The following is a 21,145-nucleotide window of genomic DNA, read 5'->3' on the forward strand; positions in this document are numbered from 1 at the left end:
GATCCGCATCCGCGCCCCAGCTGCCAACTCCCCGGCTTCCGCGTCCTGTTACCTGCCGCCTGCCGGGCACAGTCTGACGCGCGCGGGCTGGTGCCGGGCTTGTTGCAGTCGGAGGCGTATGCGCGGGCGGTGTTCGACAACAGTGTTCCGCCGTTGTCGGACGAGCAAATGGAGGCGCAGGTGACCGCACGTCTGGAACGTCAACAGCTCATCAGAGAGCGGCCCAACACCTCGTTCAGCTTCGTCATGGAGGAATACATCGTCCGGCGCCGTCTCGGCGGAACCGAGGTCACACGTGGGCAGTTGGATCACATCCTGGACTTCACCACGCTGCGCAATGTCTCCGTCCAGATCATGCCGACCGACAGCGCGTGCCACGCCGGTCTGGACGGCCCGTTGGCCCTGCTGGAATTGCCGGACGGACGGCGACTCGCCTACTCCGAGGGGCAAGAGAACGGCCGGTTGATCGCCGACCCGAAACAGGCCGCCGTTCTGCATCGGCAATATGTCACACTCCGCTCACAGGCCCTCAACCCCATGGACTCCGTGGGCCTGCTGGAGCGCATCAGAGGAGAGCTATGAGAACCACGGAACTGGCGTGGTTCAAGTCCAGCTACAGCGGCACCCAGGGTGACAACTGCATCGAGGTCGCCATCACCGAACAGGCCATCCACGTACGGGACTCCAAGGACGTGAACCGCCCCCACTTCGGCGTCGGACGCGACGAGTGGAGGCGGTTCGTGAGGTATGCCGTACGCGGCTGAGCCGTCTCAGTCGCCCTCGGGCCGGGCCGGATGGCGTGGGCCTGGCCCGGGGGCGGTGTGTGGGTCAGCCGTGGTGGCTGGTCCGGGCGAGGGCTGGGACGAAGCGGGCGGCGTCCACGGTGCCGAGGCCGGTGGCCATGTCGTAGCCGTTGACGGCGGTGTAGCCGGTGACGCCTTCGTAGCTGTTGTTCGTGCCGTCGTTGACGTCGACGATGCCGGTGCTCTTGTCGTGGGCGGAGCGCTTGTAGAGCGTGTACAGCGCGTCGTTGATGTTGCCGAGGCGGTGGCCGGCGGCCTGGTCGGCGAGGGCGACGATGCCGGAGAAGAGCGGGGCCGCCTCGCTGGTGCCGCCGGTGATGCCCCAGCCGGTGGCGGTCGGGTCGTAGCTGGAGTAGATCCAGGCGCCGCCGTCGACGGCGGCGGTCATCGAGATGTCCGGGGTGCCGCGGCGGTCGCCGACAACACCCTTCACCCCGTTCTGGAAGGCCGGGCGGGGGAACACGTGCGACTGGCCGCCGCCGCCCGCGCCGTGGTCGTTGTAGACGCTGTCCGGCTTGATGCGCTGACCGTTGTCGTTCAGGTGCAGCTGGGTGCCGCCGACCGAGGTGACCAACGGGTCCGAGGACGGCCAGGAGTTGACGCGCTCCTTGTAGTAGCCCTTGCCGTCGGCGGTGTTGTCGGTGGCACCGCCGTCACCGGAGGAGGCCAGGACGGTGACGTGCTTGCCGGCGGCCTCCTTGAAGGCGTACCGCAGGTTGTTGATGCTGGAGAAATCGCCCTTGTCGAAGCCGGGGAAGGTGTTCTCGGTGGCGCCGAAGCTCTGGCTGATCACATCGCCGACGCCACGTTTGATCATGGCCTTCTCGGCATCCATCATCTCCGGTAGTCCGGTGGTGCCCTCGGTCTCGGCGACCGCCGTCTCCACCAGGACGATCTTGGCGTCGGGCGCCACGGCGTGGGCCATCTCCACGTCGAGGGTGGTCTCGCCGGCCCAGCCGGTCATGTCGGGGTTCTTGGGGTCGAACGCGGGGACGTTGCCCCACTTGACGACGTTCACCTTGGTGCTGGGGATGCCGAACTGCTTGCTGTAGACGTCGAGATCGTGCTGGATGGTCGGGGAGCCGAAGGAGTCGACGATGACGATCGTGCGGCCCTTGCCCGTGATGCCCTTGCGGTACAGCGCGTTGAGGTTGTACGCCGTGCGGTACTGCAGAGGGTTGTAGCAGGCGAGCTTGAACTTGGCCCGGCACTCCGCGATGGAGAGCGGGCTGCCCACGCCGTGCACCAACTGGTGCCCGGCGATGGCCGGGACGGCCTTGGTGTGCGGTACGGCAGCGGTACCGGTGCCGGCGAGCGGGGTGGTCGCCAGGGCGACGACGGCGAGGGTGGCGGTTGCGGCCGTCGTCGCCGCGGCACGTCTGTGGGGGCGGGCTATGCGCATGAATTCTCCCTGAGTGGGCCTGAGCCGCACCAAGCGGCTGTCGCGATCTCATCGGTTAAGTCATGCTCAGGACAAGATTGTTTAAATGCCCATGTCGAACGCTTTACCCAAATGCGGTGACTGGGCGGCGCGGGAAGCCCCGGCCGAGGCATGTCAGGGATGAAGGAGAGCTGAGCATCGACGGCCTGTCCGGGCTGCCTCCTTCCGCTGCCGCCCGGTAACTTCTGAGCAACCGTCCCTCTCCACTCGGGGGTTGCCATGGCCGTCGTACCCGCCCGTGTCGCACTCTGCGCCGTCCTGTTCACCATGACTCCGATGACTCCGGACAGCAGCGGTCCGCCGCTGCCGGACCGGCTGGCCGACACCGGCCGCGGCAGTCAGCTGATCACCGCCGTCGCGCCCCGCGCCGACGCCACGACGGGGGTGCTGACGTGGTGGGACCGACGGGGCGGCAGGTGGGTGGTCGCCGGCAGCGCGCCCGCCCGGTTCGGGGCGAAGGGTCTTGTCGAGGGCGACAAGCGCAGACAGAACACCGACACCACCCCCACCGGCCTGTACGACCTCCCCTACGGCTTCGGGATCAAGGCCGCGCCGAGCGGGACCTCGGTGCCGTACCGCCGGGTGAACCAGAACTCCTGGTGGTGCGAGGACAATCGCTCGCGCGCCTACAACCGCTGGGCCGAGCCGCTGCCCCGGGACTGCCGCGCCGCCGAGTCGGAGCACCTGGCCGACTACGGCACCCAGTACGCGCACGCACTCGTCATCGGCTTCAACTACAAAAAGCCGGTACGCGGCCGGGGCGCAGGCATCTTTCTGCACGTCAACGGGCGGGCAGCGACGGCCGGCTGTGTCTCCGTGCCCGCGGATGCCATGCGCCGGATCCTGGCCTGGGTCGATCCCCGGCAGCGGCCGCACATCGCGATCGGGACCATCTCAGGGCCGACCGCGATCACCCATGACTAGGGCGTGTCCGATGGGATGAGCGCAAACACCGATGTGCTCCGATGTGCTCCGATGTGGCCCAAGCTTCGTGGGATCACGGGTTGAGCGCGCGGCACCAAAGAGCGGAATGAACCGTTTCTTGACCCTCCGTCCCCTATTCGCCTGTTCGCTCGCCTGCCAGGGTTCTCGTGCAAACCACTGAGGTACGGAAGCCACTGAGTTACGGAAGCCCCTGAGGTACGGAGAGAGGTCTCTCGGTGAACTTAAAGGTGAGATCGGCACTGGCGGCCGGCGTGCTGGCGGCTGCGGCAGTGGCGGGAACAGCGGGCACCGCCCAAGCGAACACCTACCAGTACAACGTGATGCTCCAGGACTACGCCACCGGCTACTGCCTGGACTCCAACGGCGGCGATGTCTACACCAATCCGTGCCAGCCCGGTAATCCGTGGCAGCGGTGGAACGTCGTGTCCTACGACGGCAACGTCGGTGGCTACTACGACCGGGTGCAGATCGTCCATCGCAAGGAGGGCAACTGCCTTCGAGTCCAGTGGTCGCATTCCGTCTCGGATCCCAGTGGCTGGTTCGCCACCCGCGCGGCCGGGTGCGATTCGAGCGACTACCACGACCAGTGGAACATGACCTGGGTCGGCAACAGCTCCGGCAACCCGCGCAACAGCTGGCAGTTCGCCAACTACCAGGCGGACTCCCGTCTCAACGAGGTGCTCTGCCTTGATCGCGGGCAGGACGGACACTACAACCAGCTGCTGTGGGACCAGGGCCACCCGCAGGGCGCCCCGGTCGCCAAGACCACCTGCTACAACCACACCAACCGGTACCAGATGTGGAACATGGTCCATTAGGCCGTTTCCGATGACTCTTGCCGGGGTGGTGGATCAGTGCTCCAACTGGGCAGTTGCGTCTTATGGTGCGGCGACATGAGCTCACCGACGCACCCCACCTACCGCACCACGGCGAGACTCTCAAGGAGGCGCTGGAGACCGAAGTCGAAGAGTGCGTCGAGGTCGAGGTCGTAACCGGTCGCAGCGAGGCGTGCGAGCATCGGGAACCGGCCGGTGGCCAGGATCTCCTGGAGGGCCGGCTCCTGGGTGTCCATCCACTCCTCGCTGTCGAGGCCGCTGAGGGCCTCCGCCTCCTGCTCCGCTTCCAGGTTGATGGCGACGCCCCGGACGTAGTTGAAGAGCATGAGGTGCGCGGTGAAGGCGGTCGAGAGGTCGAGGCCACGTGCGTGTAGGGCGGCGAGCATCCACTCGCTGAAGGGCAGTGCCGCGGCGACCATCTGCGGCCGGGTCACCGACAGGGCCGGCGCGAGCCACGGGTGGCGGCGGAACAGCTCCCACAGCAGCCGGGCCGCGAGCTCGATCTGCTCACGCCAGCCTTCCGGCGGGTCGGCGGGCAGGGGCTGCTCGGCGAAGACCGTGTCCATCATCCGTGCCAGCAGGTCGTCCTTGTTGGCCACGTGCCGGTAGAGCGACATGGTCGCCACCCCGAGCTCGGCGGCCACCCTGCGCATCGAGACCGCGGCCAGTCCCTCCGCATCGGCGACCATGACGGCGGCGGTGACGATCCGTCCGAGCGTGAGGGCCTGGGCTGATGCCACCTCAGAAGGCGCGCCCAGGTGTCGGGCGGACGGGGAACGAGGGGACGAGGGACGGGGGTTCTGTGCCGGGCGGCTCGCGGGCTCAACGCGGGCCTCGACCACGGTCCCGACGCCCGGAACGGCGCGGACCAGACCGTCGCGCCGCAGTTCGGTGACCACCTTGGTCGCGGTCGCCATCGCAACGCCCCACTGCCGGGTGATCTCACGGGTCGAGGGCATCCGCGCGCCCGGCTTCAGCTCGCCCGCCTCGATCCGCTGCCTCAGTTCGGCGACGATTTGTCGGTAACGCGGTACGGACCGTCCGCCCATCATTCCCCTCCCGCACTAGTGCGCATGGACAGCTGCCATCCTAGACGCCGATGGGGTGCGACTACCTCCGGCAGGCACCGGCGCACCATCAACGCACTAGTGCGCATGTGCTCAACATCGCTGATCAGAACGGTATTTCGCGCTTGTCGCGCCCCTGCGTGCAGCGTACATTCCAGGGTCATGCAGAACACCGAGATACTCATCTCCGGCGCCGGCATCGCAGGGCCCGCGCTGGCGTACTGGCTACGCAAGGCAGACTTCACCGTCACAGTCGTCGAACGAGCGCCGGCACCCCGACCGGGCGGCCAGACCGTGGATCTGCGCGGCGCCGGCCGCACCGTGATCGAGCGGATGGGCCTGATGGGCCGGGCCAGGGCGGAGAGCGTGGACCAGCACGGCCTCGCACTCGTCAACGCCGCCGGCCGGACCACCGCGCGGATGCCCGCCGACAGCTTCGGCGGCGAGGGGATCATCTCCGAGATCGAGATCCTCCGCGGCGATCTCGCCCGCCTGCTGTACGAGTCCACCGTGCCCGATACCGAGTACCTTTTCGACGACACCGTCACCGGGATCGACCAGGACGCGAACGGAGTCACCGTCACCTTCGAGAAAGCCGCACCGCGCCGCTTCGGGCTGGTCATCGGCGCGGACGGCCCGCACTCCGTGGTGCGCGCGCTGGCCTTCGGCCCGGAGCGGGAGTTCGTCCACCCACTCGGCCTCCACACGGCCTGGTTCACCGCCACCGACGACCTGCAACTCGACGGCTGGTTCCTGATGCACAACGCGCCCGGCGGGCTGGTCGCCTCCGCACGGCCCGGACGGCTCCCCGGCGAGATCAAAGCCGGCCTCAGCTTCCGGTCAACACCGATCGCCTACGACCGCCACGACGTCGCCGCCCAACAGGACCTTGTGGCCCGGCGCTTCGCCGGCGTCGGCTGGGAAGTCCCGCGCCTGCTACGGGCGATGCGCACCGCCTCGGACTTCTTCTTCGACTCCATGGGCCAGGTCCGCCTCGACCGCTGGTCGCGCGGCCGGGTGGCGCTGCTGGGCGACGCCGGATACTGTGCGACCCCGCTGACCGGCCTGGGGACCAGCCTGGCGCTGGTCGGCGCCTACCTCCTGGCCGGTGAACTCGCCACCGCCGGCGGCGACCACCGCATCGCCTTTGGCCGCTACGACGAGGCGATGCGTCCGTATGTGAGCCAGGCCCAGCAGCTGCCGCCGGGCGGCGTATCGGGGTACGCGCCCTCGGGCCCGCTCGGCATCCGCCTGCGTGACCTCTCCATGCGATCGATGACCCGCTGGCCGATGCGGAAGCTGCTCGCCGCGCAGTCCGCCAAGGCCGGGGACATCGTGCTGCCGGAGTACGGTCTGGGCACCGCCGGCTTCGGACGGCGCTAAGGGGGCCGTGTGGCGGCGTCGGGCGCAGGTGGGTGAGCCGGCCGTCCACGGCTCCCCGTCCCCCTTGGCCGGATGACACTCCTTGCTATGTCGGGAACACGCACCGTACTTGAAGCTGGTCATGCGCTGGTAAATCGTTGATCGCCGCCGTCCCGGACAAGGTCGGACTGGGCTCAACCTCATCGGGTGCAGGAGGGTATTCCCAGTCACATACGTGACGTTTCGGAGGTTTGCGTGCTGGTTGTGCAAGAGGTCCCCCTGGGGGCAGGTGAGGTGGCGCTGTACCGGGAGCTCTATGCGCCGACGTCCGTTCCGGTACCGGAGCTGGGCGAGGAGCCGTGGCCGGCGCCGGCGGGAGTCCTCGCCGGGCGTCGGGGCGGCGAACTGGTCGGCTGGGTGGTGTTCTTCGCCGGGAACAATGACAAGAGCCAGGCGACCCTTCAGTGGATCATGGTCAGGCAGGAACGCGAACGGATCACCACCGGATACCACACCACCACCGCCGCCTCCACAGCGGACGTGGACGACCTCACCGCCCTCGCGTCCGCAGCCGCACGGCAGGCCCAGCGCGCCGGCTACACCCATCTGAAGTGGGGCCCGGCCGAGCCCGGCCTTGCCGAGGGCATCGCCACCCGCTTGAACGCCAGGACCGTCACGGACGAAGACGGCTTCCTCTCATACCAACTTGCTTGGTGACACGCCTCCTCGGGCCCGTGTGATCGGCGGTGTGCCGGTCGAGCCTGGCCAGCAGATCGTCAGTCCGCTGGTCAGGTCTTCGGCGCCTTCGCGCGGTCGAGGGCGGCGACCTCGCGTACGGCCGCGGCGATGGCGCGGAAGTCCTTCCTCAGGATCGAGCCGTGGTTGCTGGGGACCTTCGCGCTGATTTCGATGGCCGATGCGCCGGAAGAGTTTCCGGATCCGCTCCTCCATGGCCTCGTCCATCCAGTCGTACGGTGCCCCGCCGTCGACCAGGACCGCGCCCAGGGCACGGTCCGGATTCCGGTTGGCCCAGTGCGCCGCGACGTACCCTCCGTAGGACCGAGCCCGAGCCTGGTCGAGGTCTGCTATCGGACCGGCCTCGACCAGGCAGGCAGGCGGGTCAGTCGTCGATTGCCTGGTAGAGCGTGGTCCAGAAGTCGTGGATGGCTCGCGCCGAGTCCGGGGTGGACATCCCGACCTGGGTGAGCAGGATGCCGACGAGCTGGTTGTGCGGGTCGGCGTAGGTGGTGGTGCCGGATCCGCCGTCCCAGCCGAACTGGCCGATGGGTGCGTAGTCACCCCGGTAGGTGCGCACCGCCATCCCGAAGCCCCAGCCGCCGTGTTGGCCTTGGCCGTAGGCCAGGTGGACGGCGTTGCGGGCCAGGGTTTCTCGGGCGGCCAGTTGCTCGGCCGGGAGGCGGTTGGTGGTCATCAGCTCGACGGCGGCCCGGGACAGGATCCGCTCGCCTGCGTGCATGCCGCCGTTGAGCAGCATCCGGAAGTAGGCGTGGTAGTCGTCGGCGGTGGAGTCCAGTCCGCCGCCGCCCGAGGCGAAGGCCGGGAGCTTGCTGTGGTGTCCCCCTTCAGCCGGGTCCTCCACGGTGAACTGTCCGGTCTGCGGATCGGGGGCGTACAGGGGCGGCAGCCGGTCGATCTTGTCGGCGGGCACGTGGAAGGCGGTGTCCTTCATGCCCAGCGGGGCGAAGATGCGCTCGCGCAGGAACGTCTCGAAGGACTGGCCGGTGACCCTGGCCACCAGCACCCCGAGCACGTCGTTGCTGATGTTGTACTGCCACCGCTGGCCGGGCTGGTACATCAGCGGCAGTGTGCCCAGGCGGCGCATCCACTCGTCCGGCTCGACCGCCGGCAGCAGCCATCCGTTCTCGCCGTAGACCCTGCGCTCGAAGAGCGCGCCCATCATCGGGGAGCCCATCGCCGTCATATCCAGTCCGAGCCCGAACGTGGAGGTGAGCAGGTCCCGTACGGTGATCGGGCGTCGCGCCGGCTCGGTGTCGTCCAGCGGGCCGTCGGGCCGCTTGAGCACCCGCCGGTCGGCCAGTTCCGGCAGCCACGGGTCTACCGGGTCGTCCAGCCGCAGCCGGCACTCGTCCAGCAGGACCATCGCCGCCGCGACCGCGACCGGCTTGGTCGTCGAGGCCATCCGGAAGATCGTGTCCCGGCGCATCGGCGCGCCACCGTCATGGCGCATCGTCCCGATCGCCTCGACGTGCGTCTGCTCGCCCCGGCTGACCAGGGCGACCAGCCCGGGAATCCGCCCGGAGTCGACATACCGCGCCAGTACCTCGCGCAGCCTGCGCAACCCTGCCTCGGAGAAGCCGCTCTTGCCTGTTCCCCTCATCAATCCCCCTGCATAAGAGTGTTGGATACACACAGTGTTCGAACTTGCGAGACCCGTCCCGGCGTGGCGCTCATGGGGCCGGCGACCGCCGTCCTGAAGCCGCCGCCGACGGGCGAGGATTAGCCGGCGATGCGCTCGATGGCGTCGGTCAGCTGCTTCCGCGCGCGGGCGGGGACGTAACCGCCCTCCGAATAGTTCTGGGCGAATGTCTTGACGAACTCCGCCGGGTCCTCGCCGACGATCTCGCGGATCGACGTTCCGTCCGCCGCGGCCCGTTCAAACAGGTCCGCGAGGTCTTCGAACATCGACTCGGCGCTGTCGCTGTCGGCCGGCACGAAGTGCATCAGGTACCGCTCGATCGCTTCGACCGCCGTGCGGTGGTTCTCGGGAAGCTCCTTGACGCGCGCCTTGTACGCCCGCCAGCGCTTCTTGGGCCCGATCACCTTCGCGATGATGCCGCTCTTTTCGACCTCGGACATGGTCACTTTCCCCCTTCGCGGAGCTGCTCCAGTCGTTCCGTGAGGAAGCTCCAGGTCCTCCAGAACTCTTCGAGGTACTCCCGCCCTTGAGCGTTGAGGGAGTGCACCTTGCGGGGCGGCCCCTTCTCGGAGGGGACCTTCTCCACGTCGACGAGACCCCGCTTCTCCATCCTGATGAGCAGCGCGTAGACGGTCCCTTCGGCGATGTCGGAGAAACCCTGCTCCCGCAGCCGTGCCGTGATCTCGTAGCCGTAGGCGGGCCGGCCGGACAGGGACGCGAGAATGACGCCCTCCAGCGTGCCCTTGAGCATCTCCGTCAGCAGCTTGGCCATGGAACACCTCCTTCCCGAGCTATTCGGTGTCGTTGAGTACTGGTAGAACGTAACACTGACTACTAGTACTTAGCAAGACGGAATAGCGGAGTTGCGAGCCGGAACGGTGCCGAGGCCGCCGGCGACAAGCTGGGCAACGGACTCGTCGTCGTCGGACAATCGGTCCCATGCCCATGGTCTTCTCACGTCCCGTCCGGCTTTGGCTGCTTCCCAATGCCGCGTTGCTCGCCGCGCTGCTCCTCTGGGGCGTCCTCCGCTACCCACACCTGCCGAGCCGGATACCCCGGCACATCGGCAGCGACGGGGTGGACGCCTGGACAGAGCGGTCGATCGGCAGCGCGTTTGTCCTGGTGTTCGTCCACGTCGGGGTGACGGTGCTGGTGACCGCCTGCGCCGAGCTGACGCTGCGGGTGACTCCACAGGCCGAGTTGCCGAAGGAAGCGGCATCATTCGGCGAGGGGTTGGTCAGGTCCTCGCTCAACCGGCCCCGCACGCGCGCCTCCGCACTCCGCACCGCCCGGGCGTTGCTGGTGCTCAACGCCTGCACGGGAGTCTCACTCCTGATCGGCTGCGGAGTGCTGTGGCGCTCGACGCCCGATCAGGAGGTATCCGGCTGGCTGTTCGCGGCGATGCTTCTGCCGCTCCTCGCCGGCACCGCCGTGACGGTCGCGGCCGCGATGCGCGACCGGCGCACGCCTGCGACCTGAGGACACGGCCGATGAACTGAGGACACGGCCGACGTAGGGAAGTACGTACCGGTGGATCAGACCACCGGATTCATCAGGGGTGCGTCAAAAGCGGTGCGGCCCTCTTGAAGGCGGGTGCGGGGCACCATTTGATGAAGGGGTGAACAGCGCCTGGCTCCTGCTCGACCGTCCTCCTCATCCGGGGGTCCCGTGTCGTGCGCCGCGCTGCCCGGAGAGCTCCGCCTCCCGCTGAGACCTCTCCCGCATTCGGACGGGGCGCCCTGACCTGAGCAGGCGCCCCGCTCCTGTGCGCCCGTATTCCGCTGCCCCCAGCGGCAGCCAGTACGGCGCACTCGCCCCCCTTTACCCTTCTTCCCGTGAATGGATCATGTCCGTCTTCGACCTTTCCTCCCGTACCGTCCTGGTGACCGGCGCCACCTCCGGCATCGGCTACGAGACCGCCCGCCAGCTCGCCGACCGCGGCGCCACCGTCCTCGTACACGGCCGCACCGCCGAGGACGCCCAGGCAGCCACCGACGCACTCGTCGCCAACGAAGGCATCGACGCCGCCCAACTGTGCGCGTTCTCCGCGGATTTCACGCAGCTGGAGGAGGTCGAGAAGATGGCGCGCCGCGTCATCGCCGCACACCCCCGCCTGGACGTCCTGGTCAACAACGCCGCCATCGCCGCGCCCGAACGCCACACCCTCACCGCCGACGGCAACGAGATCGCCCTCCAGGTCAACTTCCTCGCCCACTACCTGCTGACCTGTCTCCTCGAACCGGCACTCACCAGCGGGGCCGGCGGCCGCGTCGTCAACGTCTCCTCGTCGCTGCACCGCACCGCCTCCATCCAGTGGAACGACCCGCAGCGCGCCCGCCGCTACTCCCGGCTCGCCGCCTACGCCCAGTCCCAGCTCGCACTCACCGTCTTCGCCGCCGACCCCCGGGTCACGGCGGTCTCCGTCCACCCGGGCGTCTGCGAGACGGGCCTGCTGTCCCTCTACGGCGTCGAGGGCGACCCGGCGGCCGCCGGCGCGGCCCATGTGGTCCGGCTCTGCGACCCGGCCACCGAGCTGGTCAACGGCGCCTACTACGACCGCGACCAGCACGTCGACCCGGCGCCCGCCGCCACCGAGGACCGCACCATCAAGCGCCTCACCAAGCTCGCCGACCAACTCGTCGGCCAGCACGCCTGATCCGACACACCACCGGCTGAGGCCGCATCAGGCGGCCTCCCACGAGCGGCCTCCCGCGAAACGCCACGAAACGAAAGGCCCGTACACCCATGTCCAAGCGCGCCCGCAAGAAGAGAACCCGCCGCAAGAAGAAGGCCAACCACGGCAGCAAGGCCGGCCAGAGTTGAACCACCGGGCGGGGCGGCGACCGGACGCCCCGCCCGGTGCACCCCGCGAGCATCGCAAGGAGCCACCGTGATCAAGCTCTCCCCCGAACAAGCCACCGCAGTGTCCCACTGGTTCGCCGCCGGGCCTCCTGGGGCGACGGCGCTGGCCGAACACGCGCTGGCCCCTGGAGTCGGCCACTGGTGGGCCGACCGCCCCGTCAGTCCCCGAGCCGTCGCGGTGGCCTGCGCCGACCACCTGCTGCTCCGCGGCGAACCCACCGCCCTGGCCCCGCTCGGCCTCGCCCCTTTCACCGCGCACTACGTCCAGGCACCGGCTCGCTTCCTCCCCCTGCTGGGCTGCGCTTTCGACGACCTCGTGCCGTGGGAGCGCATGGGGTACGTGCACCGGGTTCCGGTGGTGCCGTCGCGCCCGCCCCGTGGGGTGACGGTGCGTCGGCTGAGGTCTGCGGATGCCGCCGCGATCGCCGCACTGGGCCCTGAGTCGGCCTGGATTCACGCCAGTTGGGGCGGCGCGTCGGGTCTCGCCGCCTCCGGGCACGGCTGGGCGGCCTTCGAGAAGGACCGTGTCCTCGCCCTGGCCTGCACGTACTTCCGCGGCAGCGGATACGAGGACGTCGCCTGCCTCACCGTTCCCGAACACCGCCGCCAGCGCCTGGCACTGGCCTGTGTCACGGCTCTGTGCCAGGACATCGCCGACCGTGGTCGCACCCCCAGCTGGACCTGTTCGCGTGACAACCGGCCCAGCCGGCTCCTCGCCTGGACCGCCGGCTTCCGCCTGGAGCACGAGTACGTGCACTACCGCACCGGGCAGCCCGCGCGCCGTGTCGCGGGGCTCGCCGCCTGAACACCACCGACACCGAGGAATCCTGATGCTGCGTACCCCGGCCGCCACGGCCTGAGGCCGCGCCCGCCGCGGTCCGGCCCACGGCCGCCTCCGTTTCTCCGCCCCGGCAGTACCCGTGACGTCGCGACGGCTGTTCAGGGGACAGTTCAGGGGACAGTTGCCGCGATATCGACGAATCCCTTGGTGGGATGACCATGCCTGCGTACCCTGTCCTGGCAGTCGCGTCGATGGCTGGATCTGCTCGTGGTACGACAGGAGCTCACGATGACCGACTCCGCCCCTGCCGGTTCCGCTGCCGGGTCCGTGCGGCATCGCCTGCGGGCATGGATGCTGGAGGGGCTGACCGATATGGCCAGGCGCCATCCCGGTCCGCACGCCGGCCCGCAGCGCGCCCATCAGGGGCAGCGGTGGTGGCGCGTGATGTGCCTGACGGGTGTGGACTACTTCTCCACGCTTGGCTACCAGCCTGGCATCGCGGCCCTGGCCGCCGGACTGCTGTCACCGGTCGCCACCGTCGTCCTGGTCGTCGTGACGCTCGCCGGCGCGCTCCCGGTCTACCGGCGGGTCGCCGAGGAAAGCCCCCACGGCCAGGGCTCGATCGCGATGCTGGAGCGACTGCTGTCCTTCTGGAAGGGCAAGCTGTTCGTGCTGGCCCTGCTCGGCTTCGCCGCGACCGACTTCCTGATCACCATCACCCTCTCCGCCGCCGACGCCGCCACCCACCTGGTGGAGAACCCCCACGTCAGTGGAGTCCTGCACGACCAGCAGATGGTCATCACCCTGATCCTGGTCGCGCTCCTCGGGGCCGTCTTCCTCAAGGGCTTCCTGGAGGCGATCGGGGTGGCGGTCGCCCTGGTGGGCCTTTACCTCGCCCTCAACGTCGCCGTGGTCGTCACCGCGCTGTGGCACGTCCTGGCCGCGCCGCACGTGGTCCCCGACTGGTCCCGGGCTCTGCTCACCCAACACGGCAACGCCCTGGCGATGGTGGGCGTGGCCCTGCTGGTCTTCCCGAAACTCGCCCTGGGTCTGTCCGGCTTCGAGACCGGCGTGGCGGTCATGCCCCACGTCGAAGGCGAACCCACCGACACCGAGGAGCGCCCCACCGGACGGATCCGCGGCGCGAAGAAGCTGCTCACCACCGCCGCCGTGATCATGAGCGTCTTCCTGATCCTCACCAGCCTGGTCACCACCCTGCTGATCCCCGAGCCGGCCTTCAAACCCGGCGGGGCGGCGAACGGTCGCGCGCTGGCCTACCTCGCGCACGAGTACCTGGGCTCCCCGTTCGGAACCGTCTACGACCTCTCCACCATCGCCATCCTCTGGTTCGCCGGCGCCTCGGCCATGGCCGGGTTGCTCAACCTCATGCCGCAGTACCTCCCGCGCTACGGCATGGCGCCCCACTGGGCCCGGGCGGTGCGTCCGATGGTGCTGGTCTTCACCGCCGTCGCCTTCCTGGTGACCTGGATCTTCAACGCCGACGTGGACGCCCAGGGCGGTGCCTACGCGACCGGTGTGCTGGTCCTGATCAGCTCCGCGGCGATCGCCGTGACGATTGCCGCCCGGCGGGCCGGGGAACGCGGTTGGACGATCGGCTTCGCGGTGGTGTCCGTGGTGTTCCTCTACACGACCGTGGCCAACGTCATCGAGCGGCCGGACGGTGTGAAGATCGGCGCCTGCTTCATCGCCGGCATCGTCCTGCTGTCGTTTCTCTCCCGTCTCGCCCGTGCCTTCGAGCTGCGCGTGACGAGCGTCGCGCTCGACGCGATGGCCGAGCGGTTCATCCGCGACGCGGCCCACCGGAAGATCCGGTTCATCGCCAACGAGCCCGACCAGCGCGATGTGGCGGAGTACCGCGACAAGCTCCAGCAGATCCGCGCGGACAACGACCTTCCGCCATCCGACGACCTCATCTTCGTCGAGGTGACCGTGGTCGATCCCTCGGAGTTCGAAAGCGAGCTGCGGGTACGGGGCGAGGTGCTGCACGGCCGCTTTCGCGTGCTGTGCCTGGAGAGTTCGGCTGTCTCCAACGCGCTGGCCGCGCTGCTGCTGCACGTGCGCGACGAGACCGGCGAGCGACCGCACATCTACTTCGAGTGGACCGAAGGCAACCCCTTCGCCCAGTTCCTGCGCTACTTCCTGTTCGGCCAGGGCGAAGTCGCCCCCGTCACCCGTGAAGTCCTCCGCGAGGCGGAACCCGACCGCGAGCGCCGCCCCCGCGTCCATGTGGGCTGAACCCGCGATCCTGGAAGCCAACCCGCTACGGCCGAATCGCCACCTCGGTGTGGTGCAGAGCAGCAGACTGCGGGATCGCGGGCGGGACAGCTGATCGGAGAGTGTCGCTGAGCTGCCGGTCACCGCAGCCATCGCAGCCACCGCCGGCGGTTGACACCCCGTCAGTGCTCTCGCCGAGTCGCGCGGTCGCTTCCAGGGTTGCCTCGCAAGCGTTAGAGATGCGTCAAGGTCGCCCCCATGGCCGTAAGGGATACGTCAACGACGGGCGAGTTCGAGCCACGGCGCGGTTCCCTCTCCTGGTCCGTTCGCCCGTACCTCTCCTCAGGAGCTCACGATGGTCGAAGTGGCCTTCGTGGTCACCACAATCGCGGTCTTCGCGCAACAGCGGCCGGCTCGTCAGTCAGCAGCGGTTGCTGGAGGAGGCATGGGGCCCTTCCCACACCACACCGGGCAGCTGTCTCCGCGTCTGCATTGGTGCAGCTCAGACGCCAGCTGGAAACCGACCCGGCGCATCCCCGGCACTTCGTCACCGCGCCCGGCAAGGGCTACCGCTTCGACCCCTGACACCCCGGGCTTTCCCCTGACCACCCTTCCGACCACCCTTCGACACCGAGAGCAGGACCACGTGGCACGCGGCAAGTTGCGGATATATCTCGGCGCCGCACCGGGCGTCGGCAAGACCTACGCGATGCTGTCGGAGGCGCACCGCCGCGTCGAGCGCGGCACGGACTGTGTGGTCGCCTTCGTCGAGCACCATGACCGGCCGCGCACCGAGGTGATGCTGCACGGCCTGGAGCAGATCCCGCGCCGGGAACTGGACTACCGCGACACGGTGTTCACCGAGATGGACGTGGACGCGATCCTGGAACGCAGACCGGCCGTGGCGCTGGTGGACGAGATGGCGCACACCAACGTCCCCGGCTCGCGCAACACCAAGCGCTGGCAGGACATCGAGGAGCTGCTGGAAGCCGGGATCCATGTGGTCTCGACGGTGAACATCCAGCACCTGGAGTCCCTCGGCGACATCGTCGAGTCGATCACCGGGATACGGCAGAAGGAGACCGTCCCCGACGAGGTGGTGCGCCGCGCCGACCAGATCGAACTGGTCGACATGTCCCCCCACGCGCTGCGCCGCCGCATGGCGCACGGCAACATCTACCAGCCGAACAAGGTCGATGCGGCGCTCTCCAACTACTTCCGGCCCGGAAACCTCACCGCGCTGCGCGAGCTGGCGCTGCTGTGGGTGGCAGACCGGGTCGACGAATACCTTCAGGAGTACCGCAGCGAACACCGGGTTTCGAGGATCTGGGGATCACGCGAGCGCATCGTCGTCGGACTGACGGGCGGCAGTGAAGGCCGTACGCTCATCCGGCGCGCCGCCCGCCTCGCCGAGAAGGGAGCGGGCGGCGAGGTGCTCGCCGTCCACATCGTCCGCAGTGACGGCCTGGCCTCCGGATCGCCCAAGGAACTCGCCGTCCAGCGCACCCTCGTCGAAGACCTCGGCGGCACCTTCCACCACGTCCTGGGGGAGGACATCCCCTCCGCGCTGCTGGAGTTCGCCCGGGGCGTGAACGCCACCCAGATCGTCCTGGGAACCTCCCGGCGCAAGGCGTGGCAGTACGTCTTCGGCCCCGGTGTGGGCGCCACCGTCGCCCGCGACTCCGGACCCGACCTGGACGTCCACATCGTGACGCACGAGGAAGCCGCCAAGGGACGCGGGCTCCCCGTCGCCCGCACCGCGCGGCTGGGCCGGTCGCGGATCATCTGGGGCTGGCTGACCGGGGTGGCGGGACCGGCGTTGCTGACCCTGATGCTGATGAGGATCGGCACGGGACTCGGTCTCGCCAACGACATGCTGCTGTTCCTGACGCTGACCGTGGCGGCGGCACTGCTCGGCGGTCTGCTGCCGGCACTGGCGTCGGCCGTGGTGGGCTCGCTCCTGCTGAACTGGTTCTTCACGCCACCCGTGGGCCGCCTCACCATCGCCGACCCCAAGAACATCCTGGCCCTGGTCATCTTCGTGCTGGTGGCCGTCTCGGTGGCCTCCGTCGTCGACGTCGCCGCCCGGCGCACCCACCAGGCCGCCCGCCTGCGTGCCGAGTCGGAGATCCTCTCCTTCCTGGCCGGCAGCGTCCTGCGCGGCGAAACCACCCTCGACGCCCTCCTGGAACGAGTCCGCGAGACCTTCGCCATGGACGCCGTGGCGCTGCTGGAGCGGGAGTCCGAGACGGCCCCCTGGACCTGCTCCGGCAGCGTGGGCGAGGCCGGCCCGCTCGTACGCCCCGAGGACGCGGACGTCGACATGCCCGTCGGCGACCACATGGCACTCGCGCTCTCCGGCCGGGTCCTGCCCGCCGAGGACCGCCGCGTGCTGGCGGCCTTCGCGGCCCAGGCCGCCGTCGTCCTCGACCGCCAGCGCCTGCGATCCCAGGCCGAACACGCCCGGAAGCTCGCCGAGGGCAACCGCATCCGCACCGCCCTGCTCGCTGCCGTCAGCCACGACCTGCGGACTCCCCTGGCCGGTATCAAAGCCTCGGTCACCTCCCTGCGCTCCAACGACGTCGAATGGTCCGACGAGGACCAGGCCGAGCTCCTCGCCGGCATCGAGGAGGGCGCCGACCGCCTCGACCACCTCGTCGGCAATCTTCTGGACATGTCCCGGGTCCAGACCGGGACCGTCACGCCGTTGATCCGCGAGGTGGATCTCGACGAGGTCGTGCCCATGGCTCTCGGCGGCGTGCCGGAGGGCAGCGTGATCCTCGACATCCCCGAGGTTCTGCCGATGATCGCCGTCGATCCGGGCCTGCTGGAGCGTTCGGTGGCCAACATCGTCGAGAACGCGGTGAAATACAGCCCCGAGGGCAAGCCCGTCCGCGTCTCGGCCAGCACGCTGGGCGGCCGCGTCGAAGTGCGCGTCGCCGACCGCGGCCCCGGCGTCCCCGACGACGCCAAGGACCGCATCTTCGAACCCTTCCAGCGCTACGGCGACGCCCCGCGCGGGGCAGGCGTCGGCCTCGGCCTGGCCGTCGCCCGCGGCTTCGCCGAGGCCATCGGCGCGACCCTCACCGCCGAGGACACCCCCGGCGGCGGCATGACCATGGTCCTCACGGTTCCCATCGCCGCCGGTCACCCGCCGGCCGCGCCCAACCTCCCGGACGCGGTCACGTCGTAGACGGCGGCACGGACATCCGGCAGACCGCCGGACCACGTGCCCGGCGGACCGGGGCAGCCCTTACGCACGCGGAGCCGTCGGGTGCGGCTGCCCCCCGTCATCAGGAAGTCCAGCCCACGCCGGGTCGAGACCACCACGACGGGCATGACGCCCAGGACATGACGCCCCATCATGGCGGCGGCGAAGGGAAGCGCGTCGAGCGCCGAGACGCTGCGGCTGCGCGTGGTGGCGTCGGGGTACGGGCAGGGCGTACGACTCCGCGGAATACCTGGCCGTCCACCTGTAACGTGTCCCCCTGCCCGACCGCGGCGGCGGCCACCAGTTCGGGGACCGCGGTGTCGGTGTCGGTGTCGGACAGCACGGTGGTGGACATGTGGAGCGCCGTGTCGCCGGTCCGGCCGAGCGCCGAAACGGCGCGGTCCAGGAGCCGTTCGAGATGCTCACCGCGCTGTCGGTGGTACATGCGGATGACCAGGCGGACCGTGGGGTCGATGCTCCGAGCCGGCAACGCGGCGGTGAGGCTGACCTGGTCATCCCGGTAGGTGAGGACGAGCGCGGCCACCCGTTCCACTCCCGCCGCCCGCAGCGTCTGCTCGTCCGGTCGGGCGGCCACCAGCAGCTCGACGGGGGAGTGTGGATCGCGGTGCGGCGCGGCAATCTCCCGTGCGTGCCCCTCGCGCCTGGAGGGCAGCACGACGGCGACCGCTTCACCGCACACCGCGTCCAGGGTCACCGCGAGCCGGTGCGCGAGCCCGTCCACGATGACCAGCGCCTCCCTCGGCTCAGTCGCCCGCCAACAACACCTCCACCAAGGCGTCGAACTCCATCGGAGGGTCGGCCGGGAACCGCCCGGATTCCTCGGCGGCCAGCCACCCCAGGATGGCGGTCGCGAAGACGTACCAACGCTGACGGGCGCGTTCGGGCGGCAGCCCGCCAAGCGTGAAGGCCGTCACCACGCCGCGCTCGACGGCGTCATGCCCCGCCGCCCGGTGCCCGCCGGTGAGGGCGCGAGCGGCGAAGCCGGGCACCGCGCGGAACTCACGTCGGATCGCGTGGGCGAGTTCGGCCAGCCAGTCACGCCAGTCGGCTTCCGTGGGTTCGCGCCGGGGCACGATCCGCCGGCTCAGCTCGGCGCCGGCCAGATCAAGCAGTTCCTCACGGCCGCCCACCCAGCGATAGAGCGCGGAGGTCGCCACGCCCAGGCGGCGCGCGACCGCCTGCATGGTGAGAGTGTCCTGGTCCAGCTCCAGAGCAGCCGCGATGATGCGGTCCCGGTCGATCACCGCGGGGCGACCGGGACGAGGGGAGCGGGCGGCGGGCTTACGGCGGGGGGTGGGCTCTCGCATGACCACCAGCCTAGTGAGGCACGACCACTATTTAATGAATGCGTTTCACAAATAGCTAAGGTTGCCCTAATCTGTTGCCGTGACCTAGGAGTCTCCGGCGCCTATCCGCGCTGTTCCGGGGCCGACCCCGCGCCGCCCCGTTCCTCCGCACCTCCGGAAGGATCCGCCATGCCCGCACGACGCCCCATGCCCGCGCCACAGCCCATACCCGCTCCACAGCCCAGGACCGTGCGGCAGGCCATGCCCGCCCGGACGTCCCGAACTCCGCGATTACGCCGCGTGCTTCGCCCGTTCCGATCACCGATGTCACCCCAACCCGCCCGACGGGCCAGATCGGTTCAACCGGTTCAACCGATTCGCCAGGTCCGTGAGGGTGTGCTGCTCGCACTGGCCTGCCTGGTGCTGTTCCTGGTCATCCTGGACGCCACGATCGTCTCCGTCGCCCTGCCCTCCCTCCGTACCGACCTCGGCATCGGACCCACCTCTCTGCCCTGGGTCGTCAATGCCTACACCCTCGCCTTCGCCGGCTTTCTGCTGCTCGGCGGGCGCTGCGGCGACTTATACGGACGGCGCCGCACCCTTCTGGCCGGCATCGCCCTGTTCACCCTGGCCAGCGCTGTCGGCGGCCTGGCCACAGACACCGGTCCGTTGCTCATCGCACGAGCCGTCCAAGGACTGGGCGGGGCACTGTTGATGCCCACCACCCTGTCCGTGATCCTCCAGACCTTTCCGGAGGGGCCACGGAGAGCCAGGGCCCTGGCGGTGTGGAGCGCGGTCGGCGCCGTGGGCGCGGCCTCCGGGACGGTACTGGGCGGAGTACTTACCCAACTCCTGGACTGGCGTTGGGTGTTCCTGATCAACCTGCCGTTCGGGGCGGTCGCGGCCACCACCGCCTGGCGCGTCCTGTTCGACGTACGGCGAGACGCGCCGGAAAATGAACAGCGGCGCGAGGACGGCGCACCCGCACCCCGGCAGCGACTCGACCTGCCCGGCGCCATCCTGGTCACCGCTGGACTGGCCGCCGCGCTGTACGGGCTGATGGAGTCGACCGAGTACGGCTGGGCCGCGCCCCGTGTCTGGGGCCCGGTTGCCACCGGAGCCATCGCGCTTACCCTCTTCGCCGTGCAACAGACGCGCTGGGCGGAGCAGCCCCTCGTCTCGCCGTCGGTGGTCCGCAAGCGCCCGGTCCAGGTCGCCAACGCCACCATGTTCCTCCTCGGCCTGGCCTTCTTCGCCAGCCCGGTCCTCGTCTCCCTGCATCTGCAGAACGTCCACCACTACAGCCCTCTCCGGGCGGGCCTGGGCTTCTTACCCACCGCCCTCGCGTTGGTGGTCTCCGGTCTGGTGACCGGACGACTCATCCCCCGGTTCGGCGCCCGCGCCGTGGCCATCGGCGGACTGACGCTGGCCGCAGCCGGCTTCGGCGCGCTGGCGCTGACGCTCGACGGGCGCGGCCCTTACGCGCTGACCGTCGGCCTGCCGGGCGTCGTCTTCGGACTCGGCGCCGGTTCCGCCTTCGCCCCGATCACGGCGTGCGCTACCGGCGGAGTCCCGCCATTCCTCGCAGGAGTCGCCGCAGGCATCCTGAACACCACGCGCCAGGTCAGCGGTGCCGTCGGGCTCGCCGTCCTGAGCACCCTGGCCACCACCGGAGCGGACTCCTACGCGCGATCACACCCGGCCGCGGGCGGCGCAACAGGCCCTGACGCCCTGGCCCACGGCAACGCGCTGGCCTTCGGCGCCGCGGCCTGCTGTGCACTGGCCTCCGCGGTGGTGGCTACCCGGCTGCCACGCCCTCAGCCCTAGGTGTGCTGTCCGGGGAGGTTGTGATCCATCACGGGTTCCGCTCCCGTGCGGGGGCGGAACCCGGTAGGGC

At 69.6% G+C, this 21,145-nt stretch carries 19 protein-coding genes and 2 pseudogenes; 14 read left to right on the forward strand and 7 right to left on the reverse strand.

Translation table 11 applies throughout. The features are described 5' to 3' along the window. Positions 1–30: 30 nt before the first annotated feature. Together ACRAS8_RS06090 and ACRAS8_RS06095 are read left to right on the forward strand one after the other, a co-directional pair. A pseudogene (locus ACRAS8_RS06090) lies at positions 31–582 on the forward strand (DUF5753 domain-containing protein); the annotation flags it as partial. After that, entirely contained in the window at positions 579–764 is a 186-nt protein-coding gene (locus ACRAS8_RS06095; protein ID WP_438484750.1) for a DUF397 domain-containing protein, read from the forward strand. The pseudogene ACRAS8_RS06090 and the gene ACRAS8_RS06095, both read left to right, overlap by 4 nt. A 64-nt stretch (positions 765–828) precedes the next feature. Here ACRAS8_RS06095 and ACRAS8_RS06100 read toward each other — a convergent pair whose 3' ends face one another. Further along, positions 829–2,205 carry a S53 family peptidase gene (locus ACRAS8_RS06100; RefSeq protein ID WP_438484751.1) on the reverse strand — a complete coding sequence of 459 codons (1,377 nt, stop codon included), beginning with the start codon at positions 2,203–2,205 and terminating at the stop codon, positions 829–831. Positions 2,206–2,511: 306 nt separating this feature from the next. On the opposite strand from ACRAS8_RS06100, the gene ACRAS8_RS06105 reads away from it, so the two are divergent. Together ACRAS8_RS06105 and ACRAS8_RS06110 are read left to right on the forward strand one after the other, a co-directional pair. After that, a complete protein-coding gene (locus tag ACRAS8_RS06105) occupies positions 2,512–3,168 on the forward strand; it encodes a L,D-transpeptidase family protein (protein WP_438484752.1) in 657 nt (218 codons plus the stop codon). Between the two features lie 248 nt (positions 3,169–3,416). Further along, the gene (locus ACRAS8_RS06110) at positions 3,417–4,007 is read left to right on the forward strand and encodes a hypothetical protein (RefSeq protein ID WP_438484753.1); all 591 of its coding nucleotides are present in this window, start codon (positions 3,417–3,419) and stop codon (positions 4,005–4,007) included. Positions 4,008–4,105: 98 nt separating this feature from the next. On the opposite strand, the gene ACRAS8_RS06115 is transcribed toward ACRAS8_RS06110, so the two are convergent. Continuing rightward, positions 4,106–5,074 (reverse strand): TetR/AcrR family transcriptional regulator C-terminal domain-containing protein, encoded by a 969-nt coding sequence (locus ACRAS8_RS06115; protein WP_438484754.1) that lies wholly within the window; start codon positions 5,072–5,074, stop codon positions 4,106–4,108. A gap of 180 nt (positions 5,075–5,254) precedes the next feature. On the opposite strand from ACRAS8_RS06115, the gene ACRAS8_RS06120 reads away from it, so the two are divergent. Then, complete coding sequence (locus ACRAS8_RS06120; protein ID WP_438484755.1) at positions 5,255–6,475, forward strand: FAD-dependent monooxygenase; 1,221 nt, start codon at positions 5,255–5,257, stop codon at positions 6,473–6,475. Between the two features lie 234 nt (positions 6,476–6,709). Continuing rightward, a complete protein-coding gene (locus ACRAS8_RS06125) occupies positions 6,710–7,171 on the forward strand; it encodes a hypothetical protein (RefSeq protein ID WP_438484756.1) in 462 nt (153 codons plus the stop codon). 403 nt (positions 7,172–7,574) lie between these two features. Here ACRAS8_RS06125 and ACRAS8_RS06130 read toward each other — a convergent pair whose 3' ends face one another. From ACRAS8_RS06130 to ACRAS8_RS06140, 3 genes are all read right to left on the reverse strand, one after another. Then, the gene (locus ACRAS8_RS06130) at positions 7,575–8,813 is read right to left on the reverse strand and encodes a serine hydrolase domain-containing protein (RefSeq protein WP_438484757.1); all 1,239 of its coding nucleotides are present in this window, start codon (positions 8,811–8,813) and stop codon (positions 7,575–7,577) included. Positions 8,814–8,932: 119 nt separating this feature from the next. Beyond that, positions 8,933–9,292, reverse strand: a complete 360-nt coding sequence (locus ACRAS8_RS06135) for a DUF1048 domain-containing protein (RefSeq protein ID WP_438484758.1) — start codon at positions 9,290–9,292, stop codon at positions 8,933–8,935. A gap of 2 nt (positions 9,293–9,294) precedes the next feature. Further along, positions 9,295–9,624 (reverse strand): PadR family transcriptional regulator, encoded by a 330-nt coding sequence (locus tag ACRAS8_RS06140; protein ID WP_438484759.1) that lies wholly within the window; start codon positions 9,622–9,624, stop codon positions 9,295–9,297. A gap of 173 nt (positions 9,625–9,797) precedes the next feature. On the opposite strand from ACRAS8_RS06140, the gene ACRAS8_RS06145 reads away from it, so the two are divergent. The 7 genes and pseudogenes from ACRAS8_RS06145 to ACRAS8_RS06175 all read left to right on the forward strand — a co-directional run bounded on the left by ACRAS8_RS06145 (position 9,798) and on the right by ACRAS8_RS06175 (position 17,923). Then, the gene (locus ACRAS8_RS06145) at positions 9,798–10,331 is read left to right on the forward strand and encodes a DUF1648 domain-containing protein (protein ID WP_438490358.1); all 534 of its coding nucleotides are present in this window, start codon (positions 9,798–9,800) and stop codon (positions 10,329–10,331) included. A gap of 367 nt (positions 10,332–10,698) precedes the next feature. Next, the gene (locus ACRAS8_RS06150) at positions 10,699–11,508 is read left to right on the forward strand and encodes an SDR family NAD(P)-dependent oxidoreductase (protein ID WP_438484760.1); all 810 of its coding nucleotides are present in this window, start codon (positions 10,699–10,701) and stop codon (positions 11,506–11,508) included. An 89-nt stretch (positions 11,509–11,597) separates the two neighbouring features. Further along, the gene (locus tag ACRAS8_RS06155; protein ID WP_438490359.1) at positions 11,598–11,675 is read left to right on the forward strand and encodes a 50S ribosomal protein bL37; all 78 of its coding nucleotides are present in this window, start codon (positions 11,598–11,600) and stop codon (positions 11,673–11,675) included. A gap of 67 nt (positions 11,676–11,742) precedes the next feature. Then, the gene (locus ACRAS8_RS06160) at positions 11,743–12,519 is read left to right on the forward strand and encodes a GNAT family N-acetyltransferase (protein WP_438484761.1); all 777 of its coding nucleotides are present in this window, start codon (positions 11,743–11,745) and stop codon (positions 12,517–12,519) included. 264 nt (positions 12,520–12,783) lie between these two features. After that, positions 12,784–14,751, forward strand: coding sequence for an amino acid transporter (locus ACRAS8_RS06165; RefSeq protein WP_438484762.1), 1,968 nt, complete (start codon positions 12,784–12,786; stop codon positions 14,749–14,751). A 377-nt stretch (positions 14,752–15,128) separates the two neighbouring features. Next, a pseudogene (locus tag ACRAS8_RS06170) lies at positions 15,129–15,315 on the forward strand (winged helix-turn-helix domain-containing protein); the annotation flags it as partial. Between the two features lie 61 nt (positions 15,316–15,376). Further along, entirely contained in the window at positions 15,377–17,923 is a 2,547-nt protein-coding gene (locus ACRAS8_RS06175; protein WP_438484763.1) for a DUF4118 domain-containing protein, read from the forward strand. 169 nt (positions 17,924–18,092) lie between these two features. On the opposite strand, the gene ACRAS8_RS06180 is transcribed toward ACRAS8_RS06175, so the two are convergent. Together ACRAS8_RS06180 and ACRAS8_RS06185 are read right to left on the reverse strand one after the other, a co-directional pair. Further along, on the reverse strand, positions 18,093–18,683 hold the full coding sequence (locus ACRAS8_RS06180; RefSeq protein WP_438484764.1) for an NAD-binding protein: 591 nt from the start codon (positions 18,681–18,683) through the stop codon (positions 18,093–18,095). A gap of 22 nt (positions 18,684–18,705) precedes the next feature. Further along, on the reverse strand, positions 18,706–19,269 hold the full coding sequence (locus tag ACRAS8_RS06185; protein ID WP_438484765.1) for a TetR/AcrR family transcriptional regulator: 564 nt from the start codon (positions 19,267–19,269) through the stop codon (positions 18,706–18,708). A gap of 375 nt (positions 19,270–19,644) precedes the next feature. Between ACRAS8_RS06185 and ACRAS8_RS06190 the strand changes: the two genes are divergently transcribed. Next, entirely contained in the window at positions 19,645–21,075 is a 1,431-nt protein-coding gene (locus tag ACRAS8_RS06190; RefSeq protein ID WP_438484766.1) for an MFS transporter, read from the forward strand. Positions 21,076–21,145: the final 70 nt, after the last annotated feature.

This window comes from Streptomyces sp. S186, from assembly GCF_051603415.1.
Taxonomy (GTDB): domain Bacteria; phylum Actinomycetota; class Actinomycetes; order Streptomycetales; family Streptomycetaceae; genus Streptomyces.